Source organism: Jatrophihabitans sp., from assembly GCF_036388195.1.
GTDB lineage: Bacteria > Actinomycetota > Actinomycetes > Mycobacteriales > Jatrophihabitantaceae > Jatrophihabitans_A.
In genome coordinates, this window is the sequence record NZ_DASVSG010000008.1 from 13,407 (window position 1) to 31,784 (window position 18,378).

At 70.5% G+C, this 18,378-nt stretch carries 17 protein-coding genes; 4 read left to right on the forward strand and 13 right to left on the reverse strand.

The window, feature by feature from the left end:
* Window positions 1-230 precede the first annotated feature (230 nt).
* On the forward strand, window positions 231-671 hold the full coding sequence (locus VF612_RS00535; RefSeq protein ID WP_408657890.1) for a hypothetical protein: 441 nt from the start codon (window positions 231-233) through the stop codon (window positions 669-671).
* Window positions 672-695: 24 nt separating this feature from the next.
* Here the strand turns inward: VF612_RS00535 and VF612_RS00540 are convergent, their stop codons facing one another.
* The 6 genes from VF612_RS00540 to VF612_RS00565 all read right to left on the reverse strand — a co-directional run bounded on the left by VF612_RS00540 (window position 696) and on the right by VF612_RS00565 (window position 8,358).
* Complete coding sequence (locus VF612_RS00540; RefSeq protein ID WP_408657891.1) at window positions 696-2,027, reverse strand: HNH endonuclease signature motif containing protein; 1,332 nt, start codon at window positions 2,025-2,027, stop codon at window positions 696-698.
* Between the two features lie 119 nt (window positions 2,028-2,146).
* The gene (gene cimA / locus VF612_RS00545) at window positions 2,147-3,718 is read right to left on the reverse strand and encodes a citramalate synthase (RefSeq protein WP_408657892.1); all 1,572 of its coding nucleotides are present in this window, start codon (window positions 3,716-3,718) and stop codon (window positions 2,147-2,149) included.
* A gap of 33 nt (window positions 3,719-3,751) precedes the next feature.
* On the reverse strand, window positions 3,752-4,774 hold the full coding sequence (locus tag VF612_RS00550; RefSeq protein WP_408657893.1) for a 3-isopropylmalate dehydrogenase: 1,023 nt from the start codon (window positions 4,772-4,774) through the stop codon (window positions 3,752-3,754).
* A 53-nt stretch (window positions 4,775-4,827) separates the two neighbouring features.
* On the reverse strand, window positions 4,828-5,862 hold the full coding sequence (gene ilvC / locus VF612_RS00555) for a ketol-acid reductoisomerase (RefSeq protein ID WP_408657894.1): 1,035 nt from the start codon (window positions 5,860-5,862) through the stop codon (window positions 4,828-4,830).
* 98 nt (window positions 5,863-5,960) lie between these two features.
* Window positions 5,961-6,485, reverse strand: coding sequence for an acetolactate synthase small subunit (gene ilvN / locus VF612_RS00560; RefSeq protein ID WP_408657895.1), 525 nt, complete (start codon window positions 6,483-6,485; stop codon window positions 5,961-5,963).
* Window positions 6,486-6,570: 85 nt separating this feature from the next.
* Window positions 6,571-8,358, reverse strand: coding sequence for an acetolactate synthase large subunit (locus VF612_RS00565; protein WP_408657896.1), 1,788 nt, complete (start codon window positions 8,356-8,358; stop codon window positions 6,571-6,573).
* 382 nt (window positions 8,359-8,740) lie between these two features.
* Between VF612_RS00565 and VF612_RS00570 the strand changes: the two genes are divergently transcribed.
* Window positions 8,741-9,592: a CAP domain-containing protein gene (locus VF612_RS00570; protein WP_408657897.1), complete on the forward strand. Its 852-nt coding sequence runs from the start codon at window positions 8,741-8,743 to the stop codon at window positions 9,590-9,592.
* A gap of 36 nt (window positions 9,593-9,628) precedes the next feature.
* Here the strand turns inward: VF612_RS00570 and ilvD are convergent, their stop codons facing one another.
* The gene (gene ilvD, locus VF612_RS00575; RefSeq protein ID WP_408657898.1) at window positions 9,629-11,326 is read right to left on the reverse strand and encodes a dihydroxy-acid dehydratase; all 1,698 of its coding nucleotides are present in this window, start codon (window positions 11,324-11,326) and stop codon (window positions 9,629-9,631) included.
* A 33-nt stretch (window positions 11,327-11,359) separates the two neighbouring features.
* Here ilvD and VF612_RS00580 point away from each other — a divergent pair, with 33 nt between their 5' ends.
* The gene (locus VF612_RS00580) at window positions 11,360-11,743 is read left to right on the forward strand and encodes a PH domain-containing protein (protein ID WP_408657899.1); all 384 of its coding nucleotides are present in this window, start codon (window positions 11,360-11,362) and stop codon (window positions 11,741-11,743) included.
* A 154-nt stretch (window positions 11,744-11,897) separates the two neighbouring features.
* On the opposite strand, the gene VF612_RS00585 is transcribed toward VF612_RS00580, so the two are convergent.
* The gene (locus tag VF612_RS00585; RefSeq protein ID WP_408657900.1) at window positions 11,898-12,854 is read right to left on the reverse strand and encodes a 2-hydroxyacid dehydrogenase; all 957 of its coding nucleotides are present in this window, start codon (window positions 12,852-12,854) and stop codon (window positions 11,898-11,900) included.
* 79 nt (window positions 12,855-12,933) lie between these two features.
* On the opposite strand from VF612_RS00585, the gene VF612_RS00590 reads away from it, so the two are divergent.
* Window positions 12,934-14,196: a PQQ-dependent sugar dehydrogenase gene (locus VF612_RS00590; protein ID WP_408657901.1), complete on the forward strand. Its 1,263-nt coding sequence runs from the start codon at window positions 12,934-12,936 to the stop codon at window positions 14,194-14,196.
* 171 nt (window positions 14,197-14,367) lie between these two features.
* Here the strand turns inward: VF612_RS00590 and VF612_RS00595 are convergent, their stop codons facing one another.
* The 5 genes from VF612_RS00595 to VF612_RS00615 form a co-directional block, all read right to left on the reverse strand.
* Window positions 14,368-14,589, reverse strand: coding sequence for a hypothetical protein (locus VF612_RS00595; protein ID WP_408657902.1), 222 nt, complete (start codon window positions 14,587-14,589; stop codon window positions 14,368-14,370).
* 79 nt (window positions 14,590-14,668) lie between these two features.
* On the reverse strand, window positions 14,669-15,139 hold the full coding sequence (locus VF612_RS00600) for a pyridoxamine 5'-phosphate oxidase family protein (protein WP_408657903.1): 471 nt from the start codon (window positions 15,137-15,139) through the stop codon (window positions 14,669-14,671).
* An 80-nt stretch (window positions 15,140-15,219) separates the two neighbouring features.
* Entirely contained in the window at window positions 15,220-16,737 is a 1,518-nt protein-coding gene (gene gatB, locus VF612_RS00605; RefSeq protein ID WP_408657904.1) for an Asp-tRNA(Asn)/Glu-tRNA(Gln) amidotransferase subunit GatB, read from the reverse strand.
* Window positions 16,734-18,281 (reverse strand): Asp-tRNA(Asn)/Glu-tRNA(Gln) amidotransferase subunit GatA, encoded by a 1,548-nt coding sequence (gene gatA / locus VF612_RS00610; protein ID WP_408657905.1) that lies wholly within the window; start codon window positions 18,279-18,281, stop codon window positions 16,734-16,736. The genes gatB and gatA overlap by 4 nt, the downstream gene beginning before the upstream one ends.
* Window positions 18,281-18,378 (reverse strand): Asp-tRNA(Asn)/Glu-tRNA(Gln) amidotransferase subunit GatC (locus VF612_RS00615; protein ID WP_408657907.1); only part of this gene is annotated, 98 nt, incomplete at its 5' end. The genes VF612_RS00615 and gatA, both read right to left, overlap by 1 nt.

The window sequence follows — 18,378 nt, forward strand, 5'->3', positions numbered from 1 at the left end:
GGGGTCCGGCGGGGCGGTTACCGGCGGTTACCGGCGGTTATCGGTCAACTCGGCCCTGGCTGGCCGGAGATCAACTTGCCTGCCCCGCTGCGGCTCGGCGGCACGGCTACCGGTCAGCGGGGCGGGGATTGGCGGAGATGGGCCATGCGGCTATCGGCCGGGGCGCTGGGCTGCGGCCCGGGCGGCAACCGGTTCGATCGGCGGCGCGGGGTATGGCGGATACTCGAAGGGTGAATGACGCGCTGACTACGATTCCGTCGGCCCAGCGGCGGCGGATGGCGCTGATGCTTGCGCCGGTGGGTGTGGTGCTCCTGGTCGCCGGGGTGTTGGTCGCATCGCTGGACGGGGTCGGTTGGATCGTGGCGGGCCTGCTGGTCGCGGTGCTCGCTGTGGCGCTGCTCGCAGTCGCTTGGGGGCTGTGGCGCTCGGTGGCGCTGAGCGAGGCCGCGGCCGCGGAGCGGCAACTGGACGAGGTGCTCGCCGCCGCCGCCCGATCACAGGGCGCAGCATGCGGCGGGGTCGGCCCAGAAGGCAGCTCGACTAGTTCGGAGGGCGCCACCTGCGGCTCAACCGGCCTGGTCTGCGGTTCAAGCAGCGGCCCGGGTGGCTGCGGAGCAGCCTGCTTGACCCGCGCGAACTCACCAGCCGGACGCAGCAACGCAGCTCATTGAGGCTGACCCTCACGAAAGGCCCCCTCACGGAAAGCCGCTCCGCTCGGTGCGGTGATTGCGCCGGGGTACCTGTTCCGGATCGATCCAGGCAGGCGGTATCCAGGCGGGCCGTCCGTCCTGCATCTGACACCTCCAGCCCGCCGTCTCGAAGTTCCGATGATGGCTGTGGCACAGCAGGGTGAGGTTGTCCAGTTCGGTGCTCCCGCCGTCGGCCCAGGCCACGATGTGATGGCGCTGGCACCACTCGGGTGGCTTGTCGCAATCCGGGAAGGAGCAGCCCCGGTCCCGGGCGATGAGGGCGAGCGTCTGCCCCCGGGTCGCTACTCGCTTAGTTCGCCCGTGGCGCAGCACCACGCCCCGGGCATCGCGCAGCAGCAGGCTGATCGCTGCCTCGTCGGCCAGCTGCAGCGCCTGGCTCACGGTGAGCAACTGGCCGAAGCTGGTCTCGGCCCATCCCTCGCGGCTCCCCAGCTGGTCGACCGTCATGCTGATCAGAACCTGGGCCGGCGCTCCGGAATCGAGCAGTTCGGTGCGGCGTACCGCGAGCCCGGCCAGCTCCTCCAGGGCGTCATGCATCCGCTGGCCATAGCTTCGAGCATCCGCGGCCACTGCCGACGTGCGCTCGCCCGTGTCACCAGCCGGCCGGGGCGCCGAGCGTGGAGTCAGCCAGGACTGCAACAGCGCGCCGCAGGCCGGCGTCAGCCGACCGAGTGCCCGGTAACTGCCGTCAGCCTCCGGGATCAGCGCGAAGGACCGGCGCCGCGCGTGCTGCTCATCGGAGCCGAGCACTCCGTCCGGGTTCAGCTGCGCCAGGATTCGCTGGCCGAGAACCCCGAGCTGCCGTGGGCGCAGGTGGGTCGCTGCCGTGACCAGGTGCCGCTCGGCGGCCGAGACATCGGACGGGTCGACCGTACTTGGCAGCTCCTCCAGCGTGGCGGCGATCACCCGGGCATGCTCGGATGACACCACGCCCGCCGCCTGGCCAGCAGCCACGTCGGGCAGCAGTGTGTCGAGTTGCTCGCCGGTGAGCGACCAGCGCGGCCCGCACACCTCTGCTGCGTTCACCCGCTGGTTCGCCTCGTGAGGCGACAGCCGCAGCGCAGCCTGCAGCAGCGCGGAGGTCGACGCCATCACCAGCCGACCGGGCAGGGCACGGCGGCCGAGCTCTGCGACCAGAGCGTGATCGATCACCGCAAGCCGGCGCCTGAGCATCTCGAACTCGCGTAGCTCGGCCAGCAGGTCAGCATCGGTCAGCTTGCCGAACAGATCAGCCGCCACGTCGTCGAGATAGCTCGCCAACTCACCGACGACATCGCGCAACGCCGCGGAGGCCGTGCCGTCAGTGAGCGTGTCCATGCATCCGACATTAGGGGCCGGACCCGACAGAAATCCGGCGAAGGGCCTTGGTTGTGGATAACCGTTAAGCGCAGAGCAGAGGCAGTGCTGGGGGTCAGCCGGCCGAATCCGGCCAACAGTCAGCGCTCGAGCAAGCCGTACCGCACCGCGTCGGCCAGCGCCAGCCAGGACGCCTCGATGATGTTGGGATGCACCCCCACCGTCGTCCACTCGTGCGCCTTGTCCGAGGTCTCGATGAGCACCCGGGTGGTCGCGTCGGTGCCGTGCTTGCCCGGCAGGATGCGCACCTTGTAGTCCGACAGCTCCAGATCGGCGAGCGCGGGAAAGACCTCCTCCAGCGCTGAGCGCAACGCCAGGTCCAGGGCGTTGACCGGCCCGTTGCCCTCGGCGGTGGTGATCATCCGGCGATCACCGGCATGCACCTTGACCGTCGCCTCGGTCATCAGGCTGCCGTCCTCGCCCCGGTCGATGATCACCCGGTAGGACTCCAGGACGAACTGCACGGGCGCGGTCTGCAGCTCGTCGCGGACCAGCAACTCGAACGAGGCGTCCGCGGCCTCATAGGACCATCCCATCGATTCGCGCTCCTTGACCCGGGCCACCACCTTGCTGACCGCGTCCGGCCGGCTGGTGACATCGACGCCCAGCTCGGCTGACTTCAACTCCACCGACGCCCGGCCGGCCATCTCGGTGATCAGGATCCGCTGCCTGTTACCGACCAGCTCCGGATCCAGATGGTTGTAGAGCTCCGGACCCAGCTTGATCGCCGAGGCATGCAGGCCCGCCTTGTGCGCAAAGGCAGAACCGCCGACATAGGGCGCGTGCGAATCCGGCGCCAGGTTGGCGATCTCGGCGATCGCATGCGACACCCGGACGCTTTCGGCGATCGTGCCGGGCGGCAGCACGTCCAGGCCCATCTTGAACACCAGGCCGCCGATCACCGAGAAGATATCGGCATTTCCGGCCCGCTCGCCGTAGCCGTTGGCGGTGCCCTGCACGTGGGTCGCTCCGGCAGCCACCGCCGCGAGGGTGTTGGCCACCGCGCAGCCGGTGTCGTCCTGGGTGTGGATGCCCAGCCGGATGCCGGCCCGCGCCACCACCGCGGACACCACCTCCGAGATCCCCATCGGCAGCATCCCGCCGTTGGTGTCGCACAGCACCCCGACATCGGCGCCGGCGGCTGCCGCGGCATCGAGCACCCGCAACCCGTAGTCGGGGTCGTGGGCGTACCCGTCGAAGAAGTGCTCGCAGTCCACGAAGACTCGCCGGCCGGCCGCCGTCAGGTAGCCGACGGTGTCCGACACCATGGCCAGGTTCTCGTCCCTGCTGGTGCGCAGCGCCCGCTCGACGTGCCAGACGTCGGACTTCGCCACCAAGGTGATGATCGAGGCCCGGCTGTCGAGCAACGCCTGCACCTGCGGATCGTCGGCCACCGCGACCCCTGCCCGGCGAGTCGCCCCGAAGGCCACCAGCGCCGCATGCCGCAGGGGCAGCTGGCCCTCGGCGGCGCGGGCGAAGAACTCGGTGTCCTTGGGAACGGCGCCCGGCCAGCCGCCCTCGATGAAACCCACCCCGAGCGAGTCCAGCAACCGGGCCACCGCGAGCTTGTCGGCTACCGAATAGCTGATGCCCTCTCGCTGGGCGCCGTCGCGCAGGGTGGTGTCGAAGACATGGAAGTCATCGCTCAGCATGGTGGATCTCCGAGTTCTTGGGGCGAAGCTCGATCAGCGCGCTGCGGCGGATGCGATCCGCTCGCCGATCTCACCGGTGCTGCCTGGGCGTTCCGGATTCCGCGAGCTGAGGTCGGCCGCCACCGCGGCCTCGACCCGGTCCGCTGCCTCGCTCTGGCCGAGATGGCTGAGCAGCATGGCGACCGACAGGATGGCCGCCGTCGGATCTGCCTTCGCCTGGCCGGCGATGTCGGGCGCCGAGCCGTGCACCGGCTCGAACATCGACGGGGTGGTCCTGGCCGGATTGACGTTTCCACTGGCCGCCAGGCCGATCCCGCCGGCGATCGCCGCCGCGAGATCGGTGAGGATGTCGCCGAACAGGTTGTCGGTGACGATCACGTCGTACCGGCCCGGATCGGTCACCAGGTAGATGGTCGCCGCGTCGACATGGTGGTAGGCCACCTCGACCTCGGGGTACTCCTCGGCCACCCGGGAGACCGTCCGGAACCACAGATCCCCGGCATGCACCAGCACATTGTTCTTGTGCACCAGGGTCAGGTGCTTGCGGGGACGCCGGCTGGCGCCCTCGAACGCGGCCCGGACGACCCGTTCCACACCGAAGGCGGTGTTGATGCTGACCTCGGTGGCGATCTCGTGCGGGGTGTGCTTGCGCAGCGCGCCGCCGTTGCCGGCATACGGACCCTCGGTGCCCTCGCGGTAGACCACGAAGTCGATCTCGGGACGGCCGGCCAGTGGGGTGCTCACCCCCGGATACAGCTTGGCCGGTCGCAGGTTGACGAAGTGGTCCAGTTCGAACCGCAGTCGCAGCAGCAACCCGCGCTCGAGCACTCCGGACGGCACCGAGGGATCACCGACCGCGCCGAGCAGGATGGCGTCGTGCTGGCGGAGCTCGGCGAGCACCGAATCCGGCAGCGCCTCGCCGGTGCGCCGCCAGAGCAGCGCGCCGAGGTCGTAGCGGGTCTTCTCGACCCCGGGCAGCACCGCATCGAGCACCGTCACGGCCTGCTCGATGACCTCGACGCCGATTCCGTCGCCAGGCACGACCGCCAGCTTCATCCGGTGATCCTCAAGTCGGGCTCCGATCTTCGAGCGCGCGTTGGCCCGCTGGCTCAGCGGGCGGCGCTGCCCTCGTGGTAATCGATGTCGGCGTCGCTGTTCACCCAGCTCATCAGGCCGCGCAGCTTGCGCCCGGTCTCCTCGATCGGATGCTGTTCACCCTGTGCCCGCAACGCCTTGAACTCGACCGCGCCGGCGTCCTGGTCGGCGATGAAGCGCGCCGCGAACGTTCCGTCCTGGATCTCGCGCAGCACCGTCTTCATGTTCTCCTTGACATGCGGGTCGATCACCCGCGGGCCTGAGACGTAGTCGCCGTACTCGGCGGTGTCGGAGATAGACCAGCGCTGCTTGGCGATCCCGCCCTCATACATCAGGTCCACGATCAGCTTCAGCTCGTGCAGGCACTCGAAGTATGCGATCTCCGGCTGGTAGCCGGCCTCGGTGAGCACCTCGAAGCCGTACTGCACGAGTTGGGACGCTCCGCCGCACAGCACCGCCTGCTCACCGAACAGATCCGTTTCGGTCTCTTCGGTGAAGGTGGTCCGGATCGCGCCGGCCCGGGTGCCGCCGATCGCCTTGGCGTAGGACAGCGCCAGGTCGAAGGCCTTGCCGGTGGCGTCCTGCTCCACGGCCACCAGCACCGGCACCCCCTTGCCGTCGACGAACTGCCGGCGAACCAGATGCCCCGGGCCCTTCGGCGCGACCATCGCGACGTCGACGTTGCGCGGCGGCTCGATGTAGCCGAACCGGATGTTGAAACCGTGGCCGAAGAAGATCGCGTCGCCGTCCTGCAGGTAGGGCTCGACCGACTCGGTGTAGAGCGCGCGCTGTTTGTGATCCGGCGCGAGGATCATGATCAGGTCTGCTTCGGCGGCGGCCTCGGCCGGAGTCAGCACCCGCAGGCCCATGTCCTCGGCCCTGCCCCGGCTGGCGGAGCCCTCCGGCAGTCCCACCCGGACGTCGACGCCGGAGTCGCGCAGGCTGAGCGCATGCGCATGGCCCTGGCTGCCGAACCCGAGCACGGCGACCGTGCGGCCCTGCACGATCGACAGGTCGGCGTTGTCGTCGTAGTACATCTCCACGGCCATGGAAGAAGGTCCCTCTCATCTGGGCGGGCCGTCCTGCTGACGGCCGATGCTGAGCGTGTCGTGCTGTAGTGAGTGTGGTCGATCCCGCCCGGTCGCGGTCAGCCGGCTCGGTCCACGGCCCGCAACGCGGCCTGGGACATCGACTTCGGGCCACGGCCGAGGGCCACCATGCCGGACTGGACCATCTCCCGGATCCCGTACGGCTCCATCATCTTCAACACCGCCTCCAACTTCGCCGGCGGGCCGACCACCTCGACCGTGAGCGCCTCGGGGCTGACGTCGACGACCTTGGCGTTGAACAGCTCCACGATGTCCAGCACCGCGCTGCGGTTGGTCTCCTCCGCGCGCACCTTCACCAGCAGCAGCTCGCGCTGCACTGCCTGGCTCGGCTCCAGCTCGACGATCTTGAGCACGTTGATCAGCTTGTTGAGCTGCTTGGTGATCTGCTCCAGGGCATTGCCCTCGGCCGACACCAGGATGGTGATCCGGGAGATCTCCGGGTGCTCGGTGGGCCCGACCGCCAGCGATTCGATGTTGAAACCCCGGCGGCTGAACAGCCCGGACACCCTGGCGAGCACGCCGGGCTTGTTCTCGACCAGCACGGACAGCGTATGGATGCTCATGCCCTGCCTCCTCCCTTCGCGTGAGCGCTCATCGGCCCAGTCGCTGCGCTCGGCGCTCGTGCCTCGCTGCGATGCTCGCTCATGATCAGACTCCGGAGTCGAAGTTGGGGCGGATGCCGCGGGCGGCGATGATCTCGTCGTTGGACGTGCCCGCGGCGACCATCGGCCACACCATGGCGTCCTTGCCCACGGTGAAGTCCACCACCACGGGCTGATCGTCGATCGACATCGCCTTCTCGATGGTCGCGTCGACGTCGGAGGCGGTCTCGCAACGCAGCCCCACGCACCCAAGGGCATCGGCCAGCTTGACGAAGTCCGGTATGCGGGTGCGGATCTCCCCGCTGTGCGCAGGTGTGTGCGTCCCCAGCTCGGTGTTGGAGTAGCGCTGGTCGTAGAACAGCGTCTGCCACTGCCGGACCATTCCGAGGTTGCCGTTGTTGATGACCGCGACCTTGATCGGGATGCCCTCGATCGCGCAGGTCGCCAGCTCCTGATTGGTCATCTGGAAACAGCCGTCCCCGTCGATGGCCCAGACCACCGTGCCGGGCATGCCGACCTTGGCGCCCATGGCCGCCGGCACCGCATAGCCCATAGTCCCCAGACCGCCGGAGTTGAGCCAGGTATAGGGGTTGTCGTAGGAGATGAACTGCGCCGCCCACATCTGGTGCTGCCCCACACCGGCGGTGAACACCGTGTCGGGGCCGGCGATCTTGCCCAGCCGCTCGATCACGTACTGCGGAGCGAGGCTGCCGTCGGCAGGTGTGTCGTACCCGAGCGGATAGGTCTCGCGCCAGCCGTCGACCTCCCGCCACCAGCCGGTCAGGTCGCGGCGGTTGCCCGCGGCGTACTCGGCCTGCAGCGCGGCGAGCAGGTCGCTGATCACCTCACGGGCATCTCCGACGATCGGCACGTCGGCGACCCGGTTCTTGCCGATCTCGGCAGGGTCGATGTCGGCGTGGATGACCGTCGCGTTCGGGGCGAACGAGTCGAGACGGCCGGTCACCCGGTCATCGAAGCGGGTACCCAGCGCGATCAGCAGGTCGGCCTTCTGCAGCGCCGTGACCGCGGCCACCGTGCCGTGCATGCCGGGCATGCCGAGGTGCTGCCGGTGCGAGTCCGGAAATGCCCCGCGCGCCATCAGGGTGGTGACCACGGGTATGCCGGTCAACTCGGCAAGCCGCTTCAGCTCACCGGTCGCCCGGGCCTTGAGCACCCCGCCGCCGACGTAGAGCACGGGACGCTGCGCGGTCGTGATCAGCCTGGCCGCCTCGCGAATCTGCTTTCCGTGCGGCCTCAGCACCGGACGGTAGCCGGGCAGGTCCAGCACCGGTGGCCAGCTGAAGACCGTCTGGCTCTGCAGGACGTCCTTGGGGATGTCGACCAGCACCGGGCCCGGACGCCCCGTGACGGCAAGGTGAAAGGCCTCCGCGATGGTCTGCGGGATCTGCGCGGCATGCTGCACCAGGAAGTTGTGCTTGGTGATCGGCAGGGTGATGCCGCAGATGTCTGCTTCCTGGAAGGCGTCGGTGCCGATCGCGGGGAACGGCACCTGGCCGGTGATGGCCACGATCGGAACCGAATCGAGAAAGGCGTTCGCGATCGGGGTGACCAGGTTCGTGGCGCCCGGGCCGGAGGTCGCCATGCACACGCCGGCCTTTCCGGTGACCTGGGCGTAACCCTCTGCCGCATGCCCGGCGCCCTGCTCGTGGCGGACCAGGATGTGGCGGACTCTCGTGGAGTCGTACAGCGGGTCGTAGGCCGGCAGGATCGCTCCACCGGGAATGCCGAAAACCACCTCGGCGCCGACCTCTTCCAGTGATCGAACCAGCGACTGCGCTCCGGTGGCCTGCTCGGGGGCGGGCGTCCGCGTCATATCGGTTCCTTCCGCGGGCAGATAGCCTGCGCTGCTGGGCGATCGGTACGAACGCCGACTTACTAGGACGTCCAACATCTCGTGATGGCAACAAAAAACCCCTCGTGCTGATGCACGAAGGGTTTGCGCGTCTGCTGCGGGATGGCCGCCGCGGACGCGCTAGTCGATAAGTACGAGGTGCTGCACGTTTCCGACCCTACCCCGGCCAGCACGACCGTTCAAATATTCGGGATGGTAGTCTCACATGATGAGATGAGCGTGATTGGCTGAGCGGGGCTCTGCATCGGAAAGCCATCGCTAGCTGACATTTGCGGCCGAAACCCGGGAATTCATCTCGATTCGTTGCTGACTTTTGGCATTCGGACATGGCACGATTCCCGGCATGCCCGCAGCCCAGGCTCCCACGCTGTGGCTGTCAGCTGCGGCGACGGCGATCAGCGCCGTCGCCGTCGTCGCCATGGCCAGTTCGGAAGGACCCCGGCGGCCGCTGACCTTCGCCGCCGGAATCCTGCTGCCCGACAGCCGTTCCAGCGCCGCGTCCGAGGCCGTTGCTCCCCCCACCCCGGTGCGCCGGCCCACCGCCTCTCGCACCGTGGCGCGGACATCAGCCGCTCCGTCGGCCGGCGTCAGCTCCGCCGGATATCAGCCTCCCGTCATCGAGGTGCACCCCGTCCAGCACACCTCAGCAGCCCCTAGCTCAACGCGCGCTCCGGCGCCGGCCGCGGCGGCATCGTTCTCCGCGACGCCCAAGCCCGCGGTGAGTTCCTCGAGCCCGGCCAACACCCCGCGAACCGGTATTCCGGCCACGCCGAGCACCGGACCGAGCTCCACCGCGCTGGCACAGGCGTTGTTCAGCAACCTGAACACCGCGCGCAAGCAGGCCGGGCTGCCCGCGCTGAGCTGGGACGCCGGTCTGCAGCGCAGCGCCGCCGTTCACAACCAGGCGATGGCCGCGGCCAATCAGTTCGCCTCCCGGGTCGGCGACGAGCCGGCGCTCGGGGTCCGGCAGGCGAACCAGGGCGTGATGGGCAGCTTCGCCGCCGAGAGCTCCGGCTACACCGAGAGCAACGGCATGGCCGGCGCCGTGGCCGTGCAGCAGGAGATGCTCGCCGAGCAGGACGGCCGCCGGGAGAACCTGATGTCCACCGCCGTCAACGCGGTCGGCATCGACGTCCTGTACGACCCGGCGCACGGCCGGTTGTGGGTCACCGAGGACTTCGCGCAGCTTTCCTGAACCCGTCGCTGCAGGCCCTGCGCCCTGCCGTGGTGTTCAGCAGATCGCGCCCTGCGACGCAGAGCCCACCAGCTGGGCGTACTTGCGCAGCACGCCGGTGTTGAATCGCGGCGGCAGCGGCTGCCAGGACGCCCGCCGGCGCTCCAGTTCCGCCTCGTCGACGTGCAGCTCGATGCTCCGGTTGGCGATGTCCACCACGATCCGGTCCCCGTCGGCCACCAGCGCGATCGGGCCGCCCATTGCGGCCTCCGGCGCGACGTGGCCGACGCACAGCCCGGTCGTGCCACCGGAGAACCGCCCGTCGGTCAGCAGCAGCACGTCCCTGCCCAGCCCGGCGCCCTTGATCGCTCCGGTGATCGCCAGCATCTCCCGCATCCCGGGACCGCCCTTGGGGCCCTCCCACCGGATCACCACGACATCGCCGGCCTGCAGGCTGCCCGCCGCCACCGCGTCCATCGCGGCCTGCTCGCGGTCGAAGACCCGCGCGACGCCGTCGAAGACGTCGGTGTCGAACCCGGCGGTCTTGACCACCGCGCCGTCGGGAGCCAGCGAGCCGTGCAGGATGGTGATGCCGCCGGTGCGGTGGATGGGGCTGGACATCGACCGGATCACCTCGCCGTCCGGACCGGGCGGGGCCAGCAGCTGCAGGTTCTCGGCCAGCGTGTGGCCGGTGACGGTCAGGGCGTCGCCGTGCAGCAGGCCGGCATCCAGCAGGGCCCGCATGACGACCGGGATGCCGCCGATCCGGTCGATGTCGGTCATGACGTACCGGCCGAACGGCTTCATGTCCGCCAGGTGCGGCACCTTGTCGCCGATCCGGTTGAAGTCGGCGATGTCCAGCTCGACCTCCGCCTCGTTGGCCAGCGCCAGCAGGTGCAGCACGGCATTGGTGGAGCCACCGAGCGCCATCACGACGGTGATGGCGTTCTCGAAGGCCTGCCTGGTCAGGATCGTCCGGGCGGTGATGCCGGCGTCGACCAGGTGCACGGCGGCCTCGCCGGAACGCTCGGCGTAGGCATCGCGGCGGGAGTCCGGCGCCGGCGGCGCGGCCGAGCCCGGCAGCGACATGCCCAGCGCTTCGGCCGCCGAGGCCATGGTGTTCGCGGTGTACATCCCGCCACAGGCGCCCTCGCCGGGGCAGATCGCCCGCTCGATCTCGTCCAGCTCGTCCCGGGTGATCTTTCCCGCCAGGCAGGCGCCGACCCCTTCGAAGGCGTCGATGATCGTGACGTCATTGCCGTGCAGCTTGCCCGGCAGGGTGGAACCGGCGTACAGGAACACCGCTGCCACGTCGAGCCTCGCGGCCGCCATCAGCATGCCCGGCAGCGACTTGTCACAGCCGGCCAGCAGCACCGCGCCGTCCAACCGCTCGGCGCGGAACACCGTCTCCACCGAATCTGCGATGACCTCGCGCGAGACCAGCGAGTAGTGCATGCCCTCGTGCCCCATCGAGATGCCGTCGGACACCGAGATGGTGGCGAATTCCAGCGGGAACCCGTCGGCGCCGCGCACGCCGACCTTGGCGCGCTTGGCAAGCCGGTCCAGCGACAGGTTGCAGGGGGTGATCTCGTTCCAGGACGAGGCCACCCCGATCTGCGGCTTGCGCCAGTCGTCGTCGCCCATCCCGACCGCGCGCAACATGCCCCGCGAGGCGGCCCGTTCGATGCCGTCAGTGACCGCCCCGGAGTGCGGCTTGCGGTGGCGTGGCTTACTACCGGGCTGATCCGTCGTCACAGCACCTGAGCCTACGACCTAGGCTGGACAACCATGACGGCAACGGGTCGCACCGTGCTGAAGCACTCGGCTTTGGCATACCTGATCGTGGCATTCACCGCGCTGTGCTGCACGGCGGTGGTGCACTCCCCGCCGCTCGCCCTGATCTACCTGGTGCCGCTGGCCGCGGCGGTGTACATCGCCCGGACCGCCACCGTGGTCGACGACGCGGGTGTGCATGCCCGCGCGGTCTTCGGGTCCCAGACCGTCGGCTGGCACGAGCTCGCCGGGCTGCGGCTGGACCGCTCGGGGGCGGTGTACGCCGTCGATTCCTCCGGCAGCCAGCTGAGACTGCCGTGCGTGCGCAGCACCAGGCTGGACCCGCTGATCGCCGCCGGGAACGGCCGGATCCCCGACCCGGCTGGGCGCTACAGTTAAGCCGGGCGCTACGGCGGGCTGGGCGCTACGGCCGGGCTGGGCGCTACGGCGGGCTGGGCGCTACGGCCGGGCTGGGCGCTATGGCCGGGCTGGGCGCTGTGGCGGGCTGGGCGCTGTGGCGGGCTGGGCGCTGTGGGGGCAGCGGCGTCAGGGCTCAGTACAGCCCGGTCACCGTGTTCTGCAGCGGCTCCCCGTTCAGGTAGCGGTGCAGCTGCTGCACCAGCAGCGCCGCGAACCGGTCCCCGAAGCCGAGCACCGAGCCCCCGACATGCGGGGTGAGCAGCAGGTTGGGCGCCGTCCACAGCGGGTGGTCCGACGGCAGCGGTTCCGGGTCGGTGACGTCCACCGCGGCCCGCAGCCGGCCGGAGGTCAGCTCGGCCAGCAGGGCGCCGGTGTCCACCACCGGCCCGCGGGCGGCATTGACCAGCAGCGCCCCGTCCGGCATCGCGGCCAGGAACGCGGCATCGACCATCCCGACCGTCTCGGGGGTCTTGGGCACGATCAGCACCACGGCATCGGCGGACGGCAGCAGATCGGGCAACTCCGCGATCGAGTGCACGCCGTCCCGAGCGGTCCGGGCGACGAAGACGGGATGGGCGTCACAGGCGGTGAGCCGCCGAGCCAGTTGCTGGCCGACATCGCCCGCGCCGACGATCAGCACCCGCTTGCCGGCCAGCTCATCGGTGACCGAGTAGTCCCAGCGGCGCTGCTGGCGGGCCCGCTCGAACCGGGGGAACTCGCGAAAGACCGACAGCAGGGCGGTGAGCGCCCATTCGGCGGTGGACGAGCCGTGCACGCCGCGGGCGTCGCAGAGCTCCACCCCGTCCGGAAGGATCTGCAGCAGGACGTCCACCCCTGCCGTCTGGGCCTGGATCACCCGCAGCTCGGGCATCGCCTCGACGGCCGCCCGATAGACGACCGGGTCGGCGTTGCGGAAGTCCGGAACCCAGACCCGGACGTCGGACAGCTCCTCCGGCGGCGTGTGGGCCGGGTCGTGGATGACCGCCCCGGTGAGCATCTCGATCAGCTCGGGCTGCGGATCTTGCTGCCGCCGGGCCATGGCCAGCCCCCGGTCCCGGACGGCGGTCGAGGGCACGCACAAGGAGATCACGCCTTCAAACTAGCCTGACGCCGATATCGACTCAGACCTCCGATGCCCCTGTTCGCCTCGGAGCAGGCAGACTGGACGGGTGCTGACCCGAACGACGGTGCTGACCCGAACGACGGTGCTGACCCGAACCGCGGTCGCTGCTGCCGCTGTCCTGGCGCTGGCCGTCACCACCGGCTGCAACGGCGGCGCGGCCGGCAGCCCCCCTACCTGGGTGCCCCAGCAGAACTACCAGGGCAACATCGATCCCCGGCCCCAGCTGCCGCGTCCCGGCCTGCCGGCGCCCTCGGAGTCCAACCCACCCGGCGGCTCAGGACCGGCCCCCGGGAACCCGCAGCCCTCCCCCACGACCAGCGGGCCGGCGGCCGATCCCAGCGTGGTGGCCACCAAGTTGAACCAACCGACCGGGCTGGTGGTGTTGCCCGACGGCACCGCGCTGGTGGCCGAGCGCACCACCGGCCGGATCTGGCGGGTGCAGCCGGTGGCGGGCAAGCCCGCCGTCCCGGTCCAGCGGCTGGCCGGGGTGGACGGCAGCGGCGACGGCGGCCTGCTGGACCTCGCGATCTCGCCGACCTTCGGGCAGGACGGGCTGCTCTACGCCTACCTGAGCACGGCCACCGACAACCGGGTCGTGCACTTCTCGCTCGGCTCCACGCCGTCGGTGGTCATCGGGGGCATCCCCAAGGGCCGCACCGGAAATGCCGGCCGGATCGCATTCGATGCCACCGGCGCCCTGCTCACCGGCACCGGGGACGCCGGCCGGCCGGCGTTGGCGGCCTCGCCCACCAGCCTGGCCGGAAAGATCCTGCGCACCAGCGATATCGGCCGGCCGCTGGCGGACAATCCGGTGCCGGGGTCGCGGATCTACGCCCGGGGCCTGCGCAGCGTCAACGGGCTGTGCGTCGACCCCCGGACCGGCCTGCGGATCGCGATCTCGGCAGCGGCTCCCGGAACCGCCCACCCGGTCGACGAGGTCAACGTGATCAAGGCGGGCGCGGACTACGGCTGGCCGGCGGACGGAGCGGCCGCCGTGCCCCCGGTCAAGACGCTGCCAGCGGCCAGCAGCGGGGGCGGCGGCTGCGCGCTGGCGGCGAACCGGCTGCTCGTGGCCACCTCGACCGGAAAGTCGCTGGCGATCAGCGAGGTGGCCCGGCGCAACACCCTGGGCGCCTTCAGCAGCAGCCTGCAGAACAGGTACGGCCGGCTGGCCGGGGTGGTGGCCGGCTCGGACGGGGCGCTGTGGCTGACCACCCGCAACCGGGACGGCCGCGGCAAGCCGATCGCCGATGACGACCGGGTCATCCGGATCTCGCCGTCGGACGGCTCGGCGAGCCCAGTGACCTGACGGGGCTCGACCGGACACGTCGCACCGCGAGGACGTCCGAGCCGGTCGCCGCGAGCTTGGTCGATCGAGCCGGCCGCTACTGCGGCGTTCAGTCGTCCGACTCGTCGCTGCGACGCCTAGTCGCCCGAGCCGGCCGTTGCGACGCCTAGGTGCCCAAGTCTGCGGCGACGCTTAGTCGTCGCCCTCTCCGGCCGCGGCCCGCGCCTCGGCGCCGCTCTCGCCGACATCGCTCTCGTCGGTGCCGGCCACCCGCCCGACGAACTCCGATGACGGGGTCGTCCCGGTGGTGCTGGCCTGATCGGGTGCGTCAGGGTTCTCGACGCCGCCGGTGTCCCTGCTGCCGGCCACGTGGTCGTCGGAGCTGGTATCTGATTCTGCCTTGTCCTTTGCCATGACTTCGAGTCTGCCCGTGCGGCCCTCAGCCTCCAACTCCGGGCCGAAAGACGCTGCCCAAGTTCGCGGATTGCGGTGTTCAGGTCCGGGTGCGCCGCCGGTGGCCTACGCCCGGATGCCAGGACTCGATCACCAGCAGGTCCACCGGCCCGTCGGGCCGGGAGTTGGTGACGTAGGTCAGCGCGGCCTCGGTGATGTCCAGGTGGAAGAACGCCGCCTCGGGGTGCTGCTCGTCCGGCGGCTCGGCCTCGACCAGGACCCCGGCCAGCTTGGCATCGCCCAGCCAGCCGGCCACGTCCGCCGGCGGCTCGAGGGTCGGTGAGTGCACCGCGACCCGCGGATCACGCCGGACATCGGCAAGCTTGACCGAACCGGGCATCATGCCGAGGCTGACCTGGCCGCCGGCGAAGGCCAGCTCGGTGGCGCTGATCCGGGGCGAGCCGTCCCGGCGCACGGTTGCCATCGTCTTGTTGGTCCCGGCGTCGAACCGGGCCTGGACCCGGGCGGCGAAGTCGGGCGCATCACCCATCAGTTCCTGCCAGCTGGCCATGGCCGGCTTTCTACCAGCGGGCGCCGACAACGGGGCGGACGAGCCGGTGGCGCCGGGCGTCGCTCAGCCGGCCGAGTCGCTCAGCCGGCCGAGTCGCTGACCCCGAGCCGCTCCAGCAGGATCGCCTTGACGGTGGCCGCATCGGCCTGGCCGCGGGTCGCCTTCATGACCGAGCCGACCAGCACCCCGACCGCGGGCAGCTTGCCACCCCGCACCTTCTCGGCGACATCGGGGTTGGCAGCGATCGCGGCATCGGCCGCCTCGGTGAGCGCGCTGGTGTCCGACACCACCGCCAATCCCCGGTCGGCGATCACCTGCTCCACGTCGGCGCCGGTTTCCAGCACCGCGTCCACCACCTGGCGGCCCAGCGCGGTAGACAGCGCGCCGGTTCCCACCAGTTCGATGACCTTGGCCACCTGGGCGGGCGTGATGCCCAGCGCCGCCACCTCGACCTCGCGCGCGTTGGCCAGCTGGGCGAGGTAGCCCAGCCACCAGTTGCGCGCCTCGGCGGCCGGGGCGCCCGCGGCGACGGTGTCGGCGAAGGCATCGACGGCCCCGCCGTTGACCAGCGACTGCAGCTCCTCGGCGGTGAGCCCGAGCTCAGAGCGCAGCCGGCTGCGCCGGGCCGCCGGCAGCTCGGGCAGCGACGCCCGGATCTGGGAGATCCAGTCGGCGTCCGGCGCCACCGGAACCAGGTCGGGCTCGGGGAAGTACCGGTAGTCGGTGGCCTCCTCCTTGCTTCGTCCGGACCGGGTCTGGCCGGTGGTCTCCTGGAAGTGCCGGGTCTCCTGCTTGATCCGGCCACCGGCGTCGAGGATGCCGGCCTGCCGGATGATCTCCGAGCGCATCGCCCGCTCGACGCTGCGCAGCGAGTTGACGTTCTTGGTCTCGGTGCGGGTGCCCCACTGCGACGAACCAGCCGGCGACAGCGAGGTGTTGACGTCGCAGCGCAGGCTGCCCTGCTCCATCTTGACGTCGGACACCCCGAGGGTGCGCAGGATGTCGCGCAGCTCGGCCACGTAGGCGCGGGCCACCTCGGGCGCCATCGCGCCGGTGCCCTCGACCGGCTTGGTGACGATCTCCACCAGCGGGATGCCGGCCCGGTTGAAGTCCACCAGCGAGTAGTCCGCGCCATGGATGCGTCCGGTCGCGCCACCGACGTGGGTGTTCTTGCCGGTGTCCTCCTCCATGTGCACCCGCTCGATGCCGATCCGCACGGTCTGGCCGTTCACCTCGATGTCGAGGTGGCCCTCGCCGCAGATCGGCTCGTCGTACTGGGAGATCTGGTAGTTCTTCGGCATGTCGGGGTAGAAGTAGTTCTTGCGGGCGAACCGGCACCACGACGCGATCGTGCAGTTGAGCGCCAGCCCGATCTTGATCGTGTACTCGACGGCGGCCGCGTTCAGGACCGGCAGCGCGCCGGGCATGCCCAGGCACACCGGGCAGGTCTGGGTGTTCGGCTCGGCGCCGAAGACGGTCGAGCACCCGCAGAACATCTTCGAGGCGGTGCCCAGCTCGACATGGGTCTCCAGGCCGAACACCGGCTGGTACCTGGTCAGGACCTCGTCGTAGGCGGTGGTCTCAGCGGTCTGTGTCATCGTGCGGCTCCGTCCGCGCCGGCCCCGACCGAACCGAGTCGCGGCGCGCCTTGGAGGATGTGGCCGTTGGCGGCGACGTAGGCGGCCTCGAAGGCCGCGCCGACCCGGTAGCAGCGGTCATCGGCCATCGCCGGCGCCATGATCTGCAAGCCGACCGGCAGCGCGGGCCCGGTCTCGTCGGACAGCCCGCACGGCACCGAGATCGCCGGTGTGCCGGCCAGCGACGCGGGCAGCGTGCACAGGTCGTTGACGTACATGGCCATCGGATCGGCGACCCGCTCGCCGACGCCGAACGCCACGAACGGCGAGGTCGGCGACACCAGAACGTCGGCCTGCGCGAACGCCCGGGTGAAGTCGCCCGCGATCAGGGTCCGCACCTTCTGCGCCTGGCCGTAGTAGGCGTCGTAGTACCCCGAGGACAGCGCGTAGGTGCCGATCATGATCCGGCGCTTGACCTCGGCGCCGAAGCCCTGCTCGCGGGTCAGCGACATGACCTCCTCGAGCGAGCGGCTGCCGTCGTCACCGGCCCGCAGGCCGTAACGCACCGAATCGAAGCGAGCCAGGTTCGACGACGCCTCGCTCGGGGCGATGAGGTAGTAGGCAGCCAGCGCATAGTCGAAGTGCGGACAGGACACCTCCACGACCTCGGCGCCAAGGGACTGCAGCAGGGTCACCGCCTCGCGGAACGACGCGAGCACGCCGGCCTGGTAACCGCCACCGGCCCCGGTCAACTCGGTGACGATGCCGACCCGCACCCCGGACAGATCCGCCCGGGCGCCCTCGCGCGCCGCGGTGACGACGTCGGGGCCGGGTTGCGGGATGGAGGTCGAGTCCATCGGGTCGTGTCCGGCCAGCACCTGGTGCAGCAGCGCGGTGTCCTCGACCGTCCGGCCGAAGGGACCGGCCTGGTCCAGCGAGGAGGAGAAGGCGATGAGGCCGTACCGGCTGACCGCGCCGTAGGTGGGCTTGTGGCCGACGATGCCGGTGACCGCGGCGGGCTGGCGGATCGAGCCGCCGGTGTCGGTGCCGATCGACAGCGGCGCCTGGAAGGCGGCCACCGCCGCGGACGAGCCGCCGGACGAGCCGCCCGGCACCCGGGACAGGTCCCACGGGTTACGGGTCACCTGGTAGGCGGAGTTCTCGGTGGAGGATCCCATCGCGAACTCGTCCATGTTGGTCTTGCCCATCATTACGATGCCGGCGTCGAGGACCCGGCGGGTGATGGTCGCGTCGTAGGGCGGGATCCAGCCCTGCAGGATCTTCGATCCGGACGTGGTGGGCAGGCCCTTGGTGACGACGACGTCCTTCATGGCCAGCGGGACGCCGGCCAGCGGGCCCAGCGGCTCGCCGGCCTGGCGCCGGTCATCGACCGCCCGGGCCGCCGTCAGCGCGCCCTCGGTATCGACGTGCAGGAAGGCCCGGAGGTCGGCGTCGATGTCGGAGATCCGGTTCAGGTGGGCCTGGGCGACCTCGACCGCGCTGACGTCCCCGGCGGCGATGCTGGCCGCGGTGTCGGCGGCGCTGAGTTCGAAGAGCTCGGTCACTACTCCTCCTCCCCCAGGATCTGCGGAACCCTGATCCGGTCGTCCTCCACGGCGGGGGCGCCGGCCAGCACCGCGTCCCGGGGCAGGCTGGGCGTCA